This is a genomic window from Lysinibacillus odysseyi 34hs-1 = NBRC 100172 (genome assembly GCF_001591965.1).
In the GTDB taxonomy this organism is placed as follows: domain Bacteria; phylum Bacillota; class Bacilli; order Bacillales_A; family Planococcaceae; genus Lysinibacillus_B; species Lysinibacillus_B odysseyi.
On the sequence record NZ_BCVX01000014.1, the window covers coordinates 94,389 to 108,481 of the forward strand.

The 14,093-nt window shown below is 43.7% G+C and carries 10 protein-coding genes; all 10 read right to left on the bottom strand.

The genetic code is table 11. The features are described from left to right. Positions 1 to 33: 33 nt before the first annotated feature. The 10 genes from BOD01S_RS19780 to dxr all read right to left on the bottom strand — a co-directional run bounded on the left by BOD01S_RS19780 (position 34) and on the right by dxr (position 14,085). Positions 34 to 312: a DUF503 domain-containing protein gene (locus tag BOD01S_RS19780; RefSeq protein WP_036152359.1), complete on the bottom strand. Its 279-nt coding sequence runs from the start codon at positions 310 to 312 to the stop codon at positions 34 to 36. Further along, complete coding sequence (gene infB / locus BOD01S_RS19785) at positions 312 to 2,573, bottom strand: translation initiation factor IF-2 (RefSeq protein ID WP_036152357.1); 2,262 nt, start codon at positions 2,571 to 2,573, stop codon at positions 312 to 314. The genes BOD01S_RS19780 and infB overlap by 1 nt, the downstream gene beginning before the upstream one ends. A gap of 14 nt (positions 2,574 to 2,587) precedes the next feature. Then, on the bottom strand, positions 2,588 to 2,896 hold the full coding sequence (locus BOD01S_RS19790) for a YlxQ family RNA-binding protein (RefSeq protein ID WP_036152355.1): 309 nt from the start codon (positions 2,894 to 2,896) through the stop codon (positions 2,588 to 2,590). Further along, a complete protein-coding gene (rnpM, locus tag BOD01S_RS19795; RefSeq protein ID WP_036152354.1) occupies positions 2,893 to 3,171 on the bottom strand; it encodes an RNase P modulator RnpM in 279 nt (92 codons plus the stop codon). Before rnpM ends, BOD01S_RS19790 begins: the two co-directional genes overlap by 4 nt. Before the next feature lie 140 nt (positions 3,172 to 3,311). Next, the gene (nusA, locus tag BOD01S_RS19800) at positions 3,312 to 4,439 is read right to left on the bottom strand and encodes a transcription termination factor NusA (protein ID WP_036152351.1); all 1,128 of its coding nucleotides are present in this window, start codon (positions 4,437 to 4,439) and stop codon (positions 3,312 to 3,314) included. A 14-nt stretch (positions 4,440 to 4,453) separates the two neighbouring features. Beyond that, a complete protein-coding gene (gene rimP, locus BOD01S_RS19805) occupies positions 4,454 to 4,939 on the bottom strand; it encodes a ribosome maturation factor RimP (RefSeq protein WP_036152348.1) in 486 nt (161 codons plus the stop codon). Between the two features lie 441 nt (positions 4,940 to 5,380). After that, a complete protein-coding gene (locus BOD01S_RS19810) occupies positions 5,381 to 9,703 on the bottom strand; it encodes a PolC-type DNA polymerase III (protein WP_036152553.1) in 4,323 nt (1,440 codons plus the stop codon). 66 nt (positions 9,704 to 9,769) lie between these two features. Next, positions 9,770 to 11,476 carry a proline--tRNA ligase gene (locus BOD01S_RS19815; protein ID WP_036152346.1) on the bottom strand — a complete coding sequence of 569 codons (1,707 nt, stop codon included), beginning with the start codon at positions 11,474 to 11,476 and terminating at the stop codon, positions 9,770 to 9,772. A gap of 149 nt (positions 11,477 to 11,625) precedes the next feature. Continuing rightward, on the bottom strand, positions 11,626 to 12,903 hold the full coding sequence (rseP, locus tag BOD01S_RS19820) for an RIP metalloprotease RseP (protein ID WP_036152343.1): 1,278 nt from the start codon (positions 12,901 to 12,903) through the stop codon (positions 11,626 to 11,628). 36 nt (positions 12,904 to 12,939) lie between these two features. Next, positions 12,940 to 14,085, bottom strand: a complete 1,146-nt coding sequence (dxr, locus tag BOD01S_RS19825; protein ID WP_036152341.1) for a 1-deoxy-D-xylulose-5-phosphate reductoisomerase — start codon at positions 14,083 to 14,085, stop codon at positions 12,940 to 12,942. Between the last annotated feature and the right edge of the window lie 8 nt (positions 14,086 to 14,093).

Below are 14,093 nucleotides of genomic sequence, written 5' to 3' on the forward strand. Positions count from 1 at the left end.
ATCGCTTTATCCATCTGCATGATAAAGCTGTTGTTATAAATATTCACGCCATATATCAAGCATTTCCCATTCCGGATTTGACTGCAGGTAGTGTACCGCGTGATTCATTTCACGGTCGGCCGCCTCTTTCGAAGAAGAGACGGTTACGACTGCAAGACGCGTACGCTGCCACACATCCTGATGGTCAATTTCCGCTATGGAAACATTAAACTTCTGCTTTGTGCGTGTAATCATCCGCTGTAACACGGCGCGCTTTTCTTTTAACGAATGGGCAGTTTGAATGATAAATTCAATTTCCGCATATACGATCATTATGCGCGTTTAATTTCTTCCATTACGAAGGCTTCAATAATGTCGCCTTCTTTAATGTCGTTGTAGTTTTTGATTGTAATACCACATTCGTAGCCCTTTGCCACTTCTTTTGCATCGTCCTTGAAGCGTTTTAATGAATCAAGCTCACCTTCGAATACGACAATACCTTCACGGATAATACGCACGCCTGCATCACGCTGCATTTTTCCTTCTGTAACATAAGAACCGGCAATCGTACCCACTTTGGATACTTTGATTGTTTGGCGCACTTCTGCCTGGCCGATAATTTTTTCTTCGTACTCAGGATCAAGCATACCTTTCATTGCTGCTTCAATTTCTTCAATTACTTTGTAGATGATACGGTGTAGACGAATATCTACGCCTTCCTCTTCAGCAGCACGTTTTGCGTTCGTATCCGGACGAACGTTGAAACCAATTACGATTGCATTCGATGCTGCAGCAAGTGAGATATCTGATTCTGTAATCGCTCCAGCACCAGTATGGATGATTTTTACATTGACACCTTCTACATCAATTTTCATTAAAGATGCAGCCATCGCTTCTACTGTACCTTGTACGTCAGCTTTTACGATCAGGTTCAATTCTTTTACATCACCTTGGCTCATTTGCTCGAATAAGTTATCAAGCGTTACACGCTGCTTTTCAGAACGCTGTGCTTGAATAGCTGTCATCGCACGAGATTCACCTACAGAACGCGCTGTTTTCTCGTCTTCAAATACAACGAAACGGTCCCCTGCTTGCGGTACATCATTAAGACCTGTAATTTCAACTGGTGTTGATGGGCCAGCTTCTTTTACACGACGGCCGATGTCATTAACCATTGCACGGACACGTCCGTAAGCATGGCCTACTACGATTGGATCTCCAACGCGTAATGTACCATCCTGTACTAATAAGGTTGCCACAGAACCGCGGCCTTTATCCAGCTGCGCTTCAATTACCGTACCTAATGCAGCACGGTTAGGATTTGCTTTTAGCTCAGCTACTTCCGAAACTAATAAAATCATTTCAAGAAGCTGATCGATTCCTTCACCCTTCAATGCTGAAATTGGTACGAAGATTGTATCGCCGCCCCAGTCTTCAGGAACAAGACCATGTTCTGTTAATTCCTGCATCACACGATCTGGATTTGCAGACGGTTTATCCATTTTGTTCACTGCAACGATAATCGGTACTTCTGCAGCTTTCGCATGGTTAATTGCTTCTACTGTTTGCGGCATTACACCGTCATCAGCAGCTACTACGATAATCGCCATGTCTGTTACTTTCGCACCGCGCGCACGCATCGTTGTAAATGCAGCATGCCCTGGTGTATCAAGGAAGGAAATCTTTTTCCCATTTACTTCTACTTGGTAAGCACCAATATGCTGTGTAATACCACCTGCTTCTCCCGCTGTTACCTTTGTGTTACGGATGGAATCAAGCAACGTTGTTTTACCATGGTCAACGTGACCCATGATTGTAACAACCGGCGGACGCTCTTCTAGCTCAGTTTCATTTACTTCTGCTTGTTCGAAGTGCGTTTCTAGGTCTGTAATGTCTACACGTACTTCTTCTTCTACTTCTACCCCGTAATCCGCACAGATTAACTCGATTGCATCTTTATCCAACTCTTGGTTGATTGTTGCCATTACACCAAGCATGAATAATTTTTTGATAATCTCTGAAGGCTCGCGGTGAAGTTTCTTCGCAAGCTCTGCAACGGATAAACTTTCATAGAATGTAATTTTTTCTGGTAATGGCTTTTGTACCATTTGCACCGGCTGTTGTGGCTTATGCGTACGGCGCTTTCCGCCATGGATACCTGGCTTGCGGCGTTGCTGGCCACCTTTATTATTGTTACGGTTGTTATTATTGTTGTTTCCGCCTGGGCGGTTATTATTGTTGTTTTGTGTCATATTTCTATTTTGGCTACCTTTATTCTTTTTTTCGCCCGAAGACGATGGTTGATTTGTCTGAGAAACACTACTTGCTTTTCGTTGTTGGTTTGACCCTTGTGGTCGCATTTCTTGCTTTCTGCCCTGCTCTTTCGCTTGTGCATTTGCAGGTGCTTTAGAAGGAGTTGCTGCTTTCGGTTCTGCTTTCTGCTTAAAGACAGAATCAAGTTTTGAAACAGTATCAGCTTCTAGTACAGCCATATGATTTTTCACTGGCATATTCAGCTTTCCTAACTGTTCAATTACTTCTTTACTCGTTTTATTTACCTTTTTCGCATATTCATGAACTCTAACTTTGCTCATCTGCTCACCCCCGATTATTTTTCGTTGAGTAGACTAGACATTTTCTTCGCAAACCCACTGTCTGTAATAGCTAACGCGACACGGGCTTCTTTCCCTGTGGCATGTCCGAGATCATACCGATTCCCAAGTACATGCAACTCAACGTTGTAATACTTACATTTATCTGTCAATTTTTTGCTAGTATTCGCTGAAGCATCGGATGCAAGCAATACAATTTTTGCATTGCCATGACGAATTTCTTTTATGACTAGCTCTTCTCCAGAAACCACTTTACGTGCCCTTGCTGCCAATCCCAGCAATTGCAGTACAGCTTGGTTGGTCATAGAATCGACTCCCTGCGAATCAGGTGGAGTAATTCCTCATATACCTCATCTGGAATGCTCGCCTCTAATTGACGTTCTAAAATTTGTTTCTTACGCGCTAATTCAACTGCTTCTTCTGACTTAGAGACGTAGGCACCACGGCCGGATTTTTTACCCGTCGGATCTACAGACACTTCGCCTTCCTTTGAACGGACAATACGGATCATTGCCTTTTTCGGAAGCATTTCCCCTGTAGCTATACATTTACGTAATGGAATCTTTTTATTTGTCGACATCAGAATTCACCTCTCTACAGTAACAATATACAATATGCCTTCCAGTTTTAGCGCCGGGGACCTTCTGCCAGCCTTCTCGTACAGATAAAGGATGGATTTATCCAAGACAACTGGAAAGGCACAAAAAACTGTTTACCCGATTATTCTTCGTCGTCGGCGTATAAATCGTACTCGATTTCCTCTTCATCCATTTGTGGAACAAACGTGCTTGTTTCGCTAGGATAAATGCCTAATTCACGGGCATCTGTTTCGCTCTTAATATCAATTTTCCAGCCTGTCAATTTGGCAGCGAGACGGGCATTTTGGCCACGTTTACCAATAGCAAGCGATAATTGGTAATCCGGTACAACAACCGTTGTGGATTTTTCCTCTTCATTTACCTGCACATCCAATACTTTTGAAGGGCTTAAAGCATTTGCCACGAAAACGACCGGATCCTCAGACCACTCGACGATATCGATTTTTTCCCCATTCAGCTCGTTAACGATCGTTTGGACACGTGCTCCTTTGGCACCAACACATGAACCAACTGGATCTACTTCTTCATTATGAGCATATACCGAGATTTTTGAACGATCGCCAGCTTCACGCGCAATCGACTTAATTTCCACTGTGCCGTCGAAAATTTCCGGTACCTCTTTTTCAAATAAGCGGCGTAATAACCCAGGGTGTGTACGAGAAACGATGATTTGAGGACCTTTCGTTGTACGTTCCACTTTTGTGATATAGACGCGGATATGTTCCTGTGGCTTATATTGCTCTCCTTGAATTTGCTCGTTTAATGGCAGCGCAGCTTCGACCTTTCCTAGTGACAGGTAAATGTTACGTTGGTCCTGGCGCTCGATTGTGCCAACTACGATATCGTCAACTGAATCAACATATTCCTCATAGATACGGCCACGCTCTGCTTCACGGACACGCTGCGTCACAACCTGCTTTGCAGTTTGGGCTGCAATACGGCCGAAGTTACGAGGTGTTACTTCCTGTTCCACAACATCGTCTATTTCATAAGCAGGATTGATTGCTTTTGCATCTTCTAATGAAATTTCCAGACGATCGTCCTCTACTTCTTCCACAACATTTTTACGAGAATAGACAACCATAGAACCTGTATCTAAATTCAAGTCAACCCGCACATTTTGTGCCTGGTTGAAATTGCGTTTATAAGCAGTTACCAGTGCGGCTTCAATCGCCTCGATCAATACCTCTCTCGAAATACCCTTTTGCTGCTCCAGTGCCGTTAAAGCATCTAGTAAATCACTATTCATTTTTGTTTTCACTCCTAAATTTGCTTATCTGAAAAGTCGATGGCATATCTTGCCTGCGCGACTTTTTCTTTTTCGATTTGTACATTTACTTTGCGTGTTTTAATGCGGATTTCCATGGATAAGCCTTCCTCATTATATGCGGTTAAGTATCCTTGGAATTCTTTCATGTCTTTAATCGGCTCATATGTTTTCACATAGATGTATTTGCCTACAGCTTTTTCAAAGTCTGTTTCTTTTTTAATTGGACGCTCAGCTCCGGGTGACGATACTTCTAAATAGTAGTTTTGCTCAATCGGATCTTTTTCATCCAATATAAGGCTTAATCGTTCACTTACTTGTGCGCATTGATCAATGTCAATTCCGCCTTCCGGTGTATCGACATACACACGAAGAAACCAGTTGCGGCCTTCCTTTACGAACTCAACATCTACAAGTTCCAAGTTTAACTCTGTTGTAATGGGCGTTACCAATTCTTCGATTATTGACGTAACTTTGCTCATCGTATCCTCCTTACGCCACTATTTTTCTCGTGATTAGAAAGACACATCTCGCCCTAAATAAGGCGAGATGAGGTCCTTGCTAGTGTAGGGAACAAATCTGCTCTCTACTAAAACACAAATTCCACCAGCAAGTGGTGAAATTCGGTCTCAACAGCTGTTGTTTATCATCGGAAATCTGCTTCCAGGCTCAGACAACAGAAAAGAGCGGGAGAAACCCACTCTTTTGCTGTGTACCTATCAACAAATTATTACATTTAGGATAGCATACCTTATTTCATAATGCAAATGAACATGTTCTAACTTCCAGTAGCTCATTTCCTTCTTTATGGATGTCCTAAAAACAGAGTGTAGCAAATACAGCACTTCGAAAAAGGACATCTCCTGTAAACAGTTTTAATCAGCCCTGATTCTGCAAGGCATAACTTTAGATATTCTTCTGAATTAAAACAGTGATAGCTGGTTGGCATCCGGCATGCCTTCCAGACAGCCAAGCTGATCCATATAATCAATCAATGTTTTTGATACACGTCCACGGCGCTGCAAGTCTTCCTTCGATAAGAACTCACCTTGTTCACGGGCAGCAACAATTTGCTTCGCTACGTTTGTTCCTAGACCAGGAATCGCATCAAATGGAGGGATAAGTGTATTACCTTCAATGATGAACTCACTTGCCTGCGAGCGGTATAAATCAACCTTTTGGATAGTCATGCCTCGCTCACACATTTCCAGTGCAATTTCAAGCACGGTCATCAAATTTTTCTCTTTTGTCGATGCATCAAGGCCTTTAATGGCAATTTCGTCAATTTTTTGGCGGATCATCGCTGAACCCTGTGTCATGGCGATTAAATCAAAGTCATCGGCACGAACAGTAAAGTAAGCTGCATAATACAGAATCGGATAATGAACCTTAAACCAAGCAATCCGTACTGCCATTAATACATAGGCAGCTGCATGGGCTTTCGGAAACATGTATTTGATTTTTTTACAAGAATCAATATACCACTCCGGTACTTTTTTATCCCGCATCTCTGCTTCCATTTCTTCTGTCAGGCCTTTCCCTTTACGAACCGACTCCATAATTTTGAAGGCAAACGATGGCTCAAGGCCTTGATAAATTAAATAAACCATGATGTCATCCCGACAGCCAATTACTTCTGACAGCACACATGTCCCATTTTGGATAAGCTCCTGTGCATTACCCAGCCATACATCGGTACCATGTGATAAACCTGAGATCTGCACAAGCTCACTAAATGTTGTAGGTTTTGTACTCTCCAGCATCTGACGAACAAATTTCGTACCAAACTCAGGAATACCGAGTGTCCCTGTTTTTGTGCCAATCTGCTCTTCGGTTACACCGAGCGACTCAGTTGTCGAGAAAATTTTCATCACTTCCGGATCATCAGTCGGGATTGTTTTTGGGTCAATGCCCGATAAATCCTGCAGCATACGAATGACGGTTGGATCATCGTGCCCGAGAATATCGAGCTTCAAAATATTATCGTGGATTGAGTGGAAGTCAAAGTGTGTTGTCTTCCAGTCTGCGTCCTGGGCATCTGCCGGATACTGTACCGGAGAGAAATCATAAATATCCATATAATCAGGCACAACAATAATCCCCCCAGGGTGCTGGCCTGTTGTCCGTTTTACTCCCGTACAGCCTTGCACAAGACGATCTACTTCTGCATTCCGGAATGTGAGGTTATGGTCATTCGCATATCCTTTTACATAACCGTAAGCTGTTTTTTCCGCCACCGTACCAATTGTCCCTGCACGGAATACATAATCTTCCCCGAACAGCACTTTCGTATAATTGTGGGCTTGCGGTTGATATTCACCGGAGAAATTCAAGTCAATATCCGGTACCTTATCTCCTTTAAATCCTAAAAACGTTTCAAACGGGATATCCTGACCGTCCTTTTTATACGGCGTGCCGCATTTTTCGCAATCTTTATTCGGCAGGTCATAGCCGGATGCGACTGATCCATCCGCAATGAATTCCGAATGCTTACAATTCGGACAGATATAATGTGGCGGCAGCGGATTGACCTCGGTAATTTCCATAAAGGTTGCTACAAGTGAGGACCCAACCGAACCACGGGAACCTACTAGGTAACCATCTGCTAATGATTTTTTTACGAGCTTTGCTGAAATCAAATAGATTACGCCGAACCCGTGCCCCAAAATCGACTTTAACTCTTTCTCAATTCGGGCTTGCACAATTTCCGGGAGCTCCTCACCATAGATGCGATGTGCCATTTCATACGTCAAGTTTGTTACTTCATCATCCGATCCTTCAATTTTCGGTGTATAGAGATCGTCTTTAATCGGTTTTACATCACCAATCATGTCGGCCACTTTCTGGGTATTTGTCACGACAATCTCTTTAGCAAGATCGGGGCCTAAAAATTCGAATTCCTTCAGCATTTCATCCGTTGTGCGGAAATGAACCTTTGGAAGAGGATTTCGGTTAAGCGGATTTGCGCCGCCCATCGAGCCGATTAAGATTTGACGGAATTTATGATCTGTCTCGTCCAAATAATGTACATTCCCTGTCGCACAAACAGGGATATCCAGCTTTTTACCTAGCTTAACAAGGCGTCGGATAATATCTTCTAGATTCCATTCATCATGTACGACCCCTCCATCGATTAACGGGGAGTATACCGGTTTTGGATGCACCTCAATGTAATCATAGAAGCGTGCTACCTTCTCTGCTTCCTCCGGAGTTTTGTTCATCATGACTTCGAACAATTCGCCGTTCGAGCAGCCAGAACCTACAAGCAGCCCTTGACGAAGCTTTTTCAAATCCGAGCGCCGGATACGCGGAACACGGTAAAACGTCTGTGTATGAGCGATAGAAACAAGCTTGAACAGATTTTTCAGTCCGTCATTGTCCACAGCTAAAATTGTACAATGGCTTGGCCGCCCCTGTTTATATCCATCGGCTCCGCCTACGCGGCTATTAAAATCATCATGATAAACAATTCCAAGCTCCGTCGCCTGCTTCATCAGATGAAGCAGCAGCTCACCGGTAGCTTCTGTATCATATATGGCTCGGTGATGCTGGGAAAGCTCGATATTGTATTTCTTCGTCAACGCTTTCAGGTTATGTGCCTTCTGACCGGGATTGACAAGACGGGAGAGCTCAACTGTATCGATTGCCGGATGCTCTACCCCCTCGATTCCCGCCTTTTTATATGCTACATATAAAAAACCAAGGTCAAAGGAAGCGTTATGGGCAACAACAATGGCATCACCGATAAAATCATGGAATTCCGTAATGACCTGTTCGATATCAGGCTGGCCGACAAGCATATCATCTGTAATATGTGTAAGTTCAATTATCTTTGCCGTTAATTTCCGGTGCGGATTGGCAAATCGCTCAAACCGGTCAATGACTTGTCCATCGCGGATTTTTACGGCAGCAAGCTCGATGATCGTATCATACACATTGGAAAAACCGGTTGTTTCTACGTCAAACACAACATAGGTTGCATCCTCTAATGCAATATGCTGCTCTGCATAGGCAATCGGTGCACCATCATCCACCAGATTGGCTTCCATTCCATAAATGATCTTGATGCCATTTTTCTTTCCTGCCGCATATGCATCCGGGAATGCCTGCACGACTGCGTGATCTGTAATAGCAACAGCAGGATGGCCCCATTTCGCGGCTTGCGCGACCAGCTTATCAACCGGCGTCACGGCATCCATCTGGCTCATCGGGCTGTGCATATGCAGTTCTACACGTTTCTGTCCTTCCGGCGCCAGGTCTTTACGTGACTCTTTTTTGATTTCATTAATATCGCGTGCCATCATAACAAGGTCACGGGCGAATGAATCAAACTGGATAGAGCCCCTTACACGTACCCACATCCCCTTTTTCAGCTGTTCCATCATCGCTACATCATCGTCTCCGCGAGAGAACATTTTGATGAGCATGGAATCTGTATAATCCGTCATCTTAAATTCGAGTAATGCTCGTCCGCTTTTTAAAATTTTAATTTCACTCGCGAACACAAACCCTTCTAGAATGATGGAGCCTTCCTCTTCCACAATTGAACGGATTTCTGCCACTTCAGGATTTTTAATGATCCCGCCCAATTGGAACGGACGATCCTGCATAACACCTGCCGGATTTTCAGCCTTCTCTTTTTCACGGCGTTTGAAGTCTTCAAGCGCCTGTTGGGAGAACCGCTCTTCTTCCTGTCTACGCTGTTCATAAAATGCTTCCTGCATGGCAAGCATTTCTTCACTTGGATCAACCAATTGAAAATCTATCGGAATTTGCGGAAAACCAAGTGCTTGGAACTCCTCTGTAATCCGCTCTGCATATTTGGCCTTCAGCTGCATGTGCTGGATATCCTGCTCGACATTCGCGACAATTTTATTGCCTGTCCACACCGGGACTTGCTTCACCAGCTGATTGCGCAGCGGCGGTGACATATCATCTATTGCTTCAATAACAGCTAGCCAGTAATCGTGAACAAGCTGCTCAGTCACTTGCGGTGCACGTGTTTGAATGGATAAAGATGCCTGGGCAATATGAGCAAACTTTTCCACCATTCTCAGCCGTATTAATTGATATACCTGATATGGAAGAATTTGTTCAACTGTAATACCAAACTGCCATACTCGTCTTTTCTTATGGACAGTCATTCGGGATAGCTCCCCATCTTCAAAGAATGACATATACACATCATCTGTCAATTCAAGCTGTTGGAGCAGCAATTGAAAGCGCTCTTTAGCCTCTTGAGTCACAACTTTTTCCTCCTTGGTTTGAAAAAGAAAGGAAAGCACACATTGCATGCTTCCCCCTTCCTTTTATTAGTTTATGCTGAAGAATTCATTTAGTCGGTCGATGACTTCTTCCTTCGCCCATTCAAATGTCTCACCTGATTGGCGGAATTTCACTTCTACAAGCCCTTCTGCCGCTTTCTTCCCTACTGTTACACGTACTGGTAAACCAATTAGATCAGCATCGGCAAATTTTACACCCGCACGCTCTGCACGATCATCATATAATACGTCATAACGGAACGATTTTAATAAGCCGTACAGCTCATCTGCCAGCTGTACTTGCGCTTCATCCTTTGTATTAACAGGTACAAGATGGACATCATACGGCGCTAATTGTTTCGGCCACACAAACCCCTTTTCATCTTGGAAGTTTTCAGCAATTGCTGCAAGGATACGGGACACGCCAATTCCATAGCATCCCATAATGAATGGCTGTGCCTTGCCGTTTTCATCTAGGAAGGTAGCGTTCATCTTTTCAGAATATGTTGTTCCTAGCTTGAAGATATGGCCTACTTCGATTCCTTCGGCAAATTTAATAGTCCCTTGTCCATCTGGAGATGGGTCTCCCTCTTGGATAAAACGGATATCTTCATAGGAATTAATAGCAAAGTCGCGTTCAGGATTTACATTCACAAAGTGGAAACCATCTTCATTTGCACCAGCCACACCGTTGCGGATCGATTTAATCGCATGGTCTGCTACTACTTTTACGTTTACCGGCAATTTTACCGGGCCGATGGAGCCAATAGTGCAGCCGAGCAGTTCTTTAATCTCTGCTTCTTCTGCTAATTCAACGGAATCTGCTCCTAATGCATTTTTCAGCTTAATATCGTTGATTTCATGGTCTCCGCGTGCTAAGACGACAACTAATTCGTCATCAATTTTGAATACTAAAGATTTAATGCAATGATCGGCAGGTATTTCTAGGAAGCTAGAAACCTCTTCAATTGTTTTTACATCTGGTGTCGCAGCTTTTTCTAATTCTTTCATAGCAGCATCGCCAGCCTTGTAATCTACTACCACTTCTGCCATTTCAATATTTGCTGCATAATCAGATGAATCCGAGTAAGCAATTGTATCTTCCCCAATTTCAGAAAGAACCATGAATTCATGTGTTCCTTTCCCGCCAATGGATCCTGCATCCGCTATAACAGCACGGAAGTTCAAGCCAAGACGTGTGAAAATATTGGAATACGCACGATACATATCTTCATATGTAGCATCTAAACTTTCACGTGTCGCATGGAATGAATACGCATCTTTCATAATGAATTCGCGGCCACGGAGCAAGCCAAAGCGCGGACGTTTTTCATCACGGAATTTTGTTTGGATTTGATAAAGCGTTAACGGCAATTTTTTGTACGATTTGATTTCATCGCGTACAAGTGTCGTCACTACCTCTTCATGTGTCGGCCCTAACGCAAAGTCACGGTTATGGCGGTCTTTAAAACGCATTAGTTCCGGACCGTATTTTTCCCAGCGGCCGCTCTCTTGCCACAGCTCAGCTGATTGCATAGCAGGCATTAACAATTCCTGTGCATTTACCGCTTCCAATTCTTCACGGATTACTCGTTCAATTTTTGCTAATACTTTGCGTGCCAATGGTAAGTACGAATATATACCGGATGCGTTTTGCCGAATAAATCCAGCGCGTAAAAGCACCTGATGCGATTTTACCTCTGCATCAGCCGGTACTTCACGAAGAGTTGGTATGAAAGTTAGACTTTGTTTCATAAAGTTGTTCCACCTTTTATATGTTATAACTTAAGCATAATCAAATTTAGCTTTGAACGCTACTGTTATTAACAGGAGACGCCCAAAGCTAGAAGAAAAGGACCCCGGACAAGCTGCCCGAAACCCTCTACATTCATGTGAAAAATTTATTAGAAGAAGAATCGCTGAATGTCGTTCCATGTTACGACAACCATCAGGATCATTAAAAGAACGATGCCTACAAAGTGGATAAGCCCCTCTTTTTCACGATTCACCGGTCTGCCGCGTACTGCCTCAAAGGCAAAGAACAGCAAACGTCCACCATCAAGAGCTGGCAGAGGAAGCAAGTTCATAATCCCAAGGTTAATGCTCAGGACAGCCGCCCAGTGCATTAGATTATAGATGCCGTACTTCGCCACTTCTTCCGTATTTTTATAGATGCCTACCGGACCAGACAAGTCATCAATGGAAAATTGCCCTGTTACCAGTTTACCGAGCATTTTCACAATCTGCACTGTCCAATTATACGTGTTTTCTGCAGCATTTGGGATCGCTTGGAGCGGCGCTTTTTTATATGGAGTTTCATACAGAACGCCTATTTGACCAGCCTTGGCTCCGTCCTCTGCTTTTACTGTCTTTGGCGTGATAGCCAGCGATACAGGTTGTCCTTCCCGCTCTACTGTGAATTTCAAAGGATTGCCGGGGTTTTTGCTAATTGTTTCGGACAGTTCCTGCCACGTTGTAATCGGTGTGCCATTGATTGCTTTTACATAGTCACCGTCCTGCATACCAGCTGCTTTTGCAGGGCCGTCATCCGTTACTTGTGTAATAATCGGCTCATATGTGGGAACCCCCTGGAATAAGCCAATAAGGATAAAGATAAAAAATGCTAGGATAAAGTTAAATAATGGGCCTGCAAAAATCGTCATTGCACGCTGGCCGACTGTTTTTGAATCAAACTGCCGGTCGAACGGTGCAATAACGGTCTCCTTGCCATTTTCCACTAGTACAGCTGCTCGGGATACTTGATAACGAATGAGACGCTGCTCCTCGCTCTCATCATCCTCGTCATAGCCTTCAATCCATAGCTCCTTATTCAAATCTGCACGTTCTACTTCTAAAAACACCACATTCGGGTGATGGTTATTTTGATTTAAAATAATCTTCTCTACAACATTGTCTTCATTCGTCACAAGCGCTACACGATATCCGGGCTGAAGCTCGATCGCATCGAAGTCCTCGCCTGCCATCCGCACATATCCGCCGATTGGCAGTAATCGGATTGTGTAAAGCGTCTCGCCCTTCGTCATACTGAAGATTTTTGGACCCATCCCGATCGCAAATTCCCGTACCATAATTCCCGCACGCTTCGCGAAAATAAAGTGCCCTAGCTCATGAAAGAATACGAGCGAGCCAAAAATGATTATAAATGCAATGATTGTTTGCATACTTTCCCACCTTCACGAGCAAATTCCTGTACGATTTTATTTTACCATGTTCTGTACGTTTTTTCTCGTCTCGCTGTCTACATGTAAAATTGTTTCCAAATCCGGCAGCAGAATATTTTCATGTGTATTCATTACACGTTCAATACATTCTTCAATTTGCAAGAATGTAATTTTTTCTTGAAGAAATAGCGCAACCGCAGCCTCATTCGCTGCATTCATTGCTGTCAGTATCGTACCACCTGTACGTCCTGCTTCATAGGCAAGCTTCAATGCACGGAAGCGTTCAAAATCGACCTCCTGGAAATGAAGCTTCCCGATTTCCGCTAAATTCAGTCGCTTTCCACCGACAAGAGGGATCCGGTCCGGGAAAGTCAATGCATATTGGATCGGCACACGCATGTCCGGCGTGCCGAGCTGGGCCATTACGCTTGTATCATGATATTCAACCATCGAGTGAATAATACTTTCACGGTGTAAAAGAACATCAATACGATCATATGGCATATCAAATAATACATGGGCTTCAATCACTTCAAGACCTTTATTCATCATTGTTGCTGAGTCGATTGTAATTTTTGCGCCCATTGACCAGTTTGGATGGTTGAGTGCATCCTTTACTGTTACACCTTCCAGCTCTTTTCGTGTTCGGTCACGGAACGAGCCGCCTGAAGCCGTAAGAATGAGACGCTCGATCGCTTTGGGATTTTCACCATGCATCGATTGGTAAAGTGCAGAGTGCTCACTATCAACCGGCAGCACTGGAGCATCATACTTTTTCGCCTCTGCCATAACAAGATGGCCAGCTGTAACAAGTGTCTCCTTGTTGGCAATTGCGATTGTTTTTCCCATACGAATGGCTGCTAACGTAGATTCCAGCCCCACACTTCCAAGCACCGCATTTAGCAGCACGGTTGTAGCAGGATGCGTTGCTACCTCTACTAATCCTTTTGTTCCGTATGTAAATTGTACATGCGGAAATTCTTTGGATAAAGTATATGCATCAGTCTCTTCCTGTACGGAAACAAGTTCAGGATTCAGCTGTAAAATAATTTCTCTTGTTTTCTCAATATTTCTTCCTGAAGAAAATGCAACGAGCTGGAACGCTTCCTGATTTGCAGCAATAATATCAATCGTCTGCAAACCAATGGAGCCTGTTGCACCAAGCAAACTAATCTTTTTCATAACGGAGG

Coding starts and splice junctions, on each gene's coding strand:
- BOD01S_RS19780 (WP_036152359.1), bottom strand. CDS start 312: ATGATCGTATATGCGGAAATTGAATTTATCATTCAAACTGCCCATTCG.
- infB (WP_036152357.1), bottom strand. CDS start 2,573: ATGAGCAAAGTTAGAGTTCATGAATATGCGAAAAAGGTAAATAAAACG.
- BOD01S_RS19790 (WP_036152355.1), bottom strand. CDS start 2,896: ATGACCAACCAAGCTGTACTGCAATTGCTGGGATTGGCAGCAAGGGCA.
- rnpM (WP_036152354.1), bottom strand. CDS start 3,171: ATGTCGACAAATAAAAAGATTCCATTACGTAAATGTATAGCTACAGGG.
- nusA (WP_036152351.1), bottom strand. CDS start 4,439: ATGAATAGTGATTTACTAGATGCTTTAACGGCACTGGAGCAGCAAAAG.
- rimP (WP_036152348.1), bottom strand. CDS start 4,939: ATGAGCAAAGTTACGTCAATAATCGAAGAATTGGTAACGCCCATTACA.
- BOD01S_RS19815 (WP_036152346.1), bottom strand. CDS start 11,476: ATGAAACAAAGTCTAACTTTCATACCAACTCTTCGTGAAGTACCGGCT.
- rseP (WP_036152343.1), bottom strand. CDS start 12,903: ATGCAAACAATCATTGCATTTATAATCATTTTTGGCTCGCTCGTATTC.
- dxr (WP_036152341.1), bottom strand. CDS start 14,085: ATGAAAAAGATTAGTTTGCTTGGTGCAACAGGCTCCATTGGTTTGCAG.